This is a genomic window from Pullulanibacillus pueri (assembly GCF_014639255.1).
In the GTDB taxonomy this organism is placed as follows: Bacteria; Bacillota; Bacilli; order Bacillales; family Sporolactobacillaceae; genus Pullulanibacillus; species Pullulanibacillus pueri.
In genome coordinates, this window is record NZ_BMFV01000079.1 from 1 (window position 1) to 645 (window position 645).

The 645-nt window shown below is 38.1% G+C and carries 1 protein-coding gene; it reads right to left on the reverse strand.

Going from position 1 to position 645, the window contains the following annotated elements; genetic code table 11:
- Positions 1-645: transposase (locus IEV91_RS21520; RefSeq protein WP_188499468.1), on the reverse strand; the 645-nt coding region annotated here is incomplete at both ends.

The window sequence follows — 645 nt, forward strand, 5'->3', positions numbered from 1 at the left end:
CATTCATCAAGCTCCTCATCATAGGTCATATTTTCAATACGTCCAACTTGCTTCTTCCACGCCCTCATTTGTTCTTTATCAAAGGTGTTATATTTCACAAACGCTTCGATGCCTTGTTGTTCACAGAAAGTATAATTTTCCTCACTTCCATAGCCAGAATCAGCGATAATCGCTTGGGGTTGTTTTCTTCCGTAGGATTTTAGTAAATCGAAATGAGGTCGAAGACATCCGGGGTCACCCGCACGTTGATGTAAACTAAATCCAGTAATAAATTGATTTTCTGTTCCAATTTGGACATTATATCCCGGCTTTAATTGTCCGTTTTTCATATGATCATCTTTCATTCGCATAAAAGTGGCATCTTTATCTGTTTTGGAGTAACTGTTTCGGCCATTGAACGTTTGTTTTTGAAATTCGTATTTTTCCTTTCGAGGTAAGAGGTCCTTCTCTAGCAGTCTCTTTGCCTTTTTAACCTCGCGGTTTTTAGGTTCTTGCTGAAGACGCTTCTCTAACGCATCAATAGTCTCTTTAATTTGTTCAGCGGTGATAGGATGATGATTTAACTTCTCTTGAAACTCTAACTCTTGTTCAGCTTTTTCATCCTCGAAAATAACTTTTTCTATCCCAGCTACAATTGTACGGTAT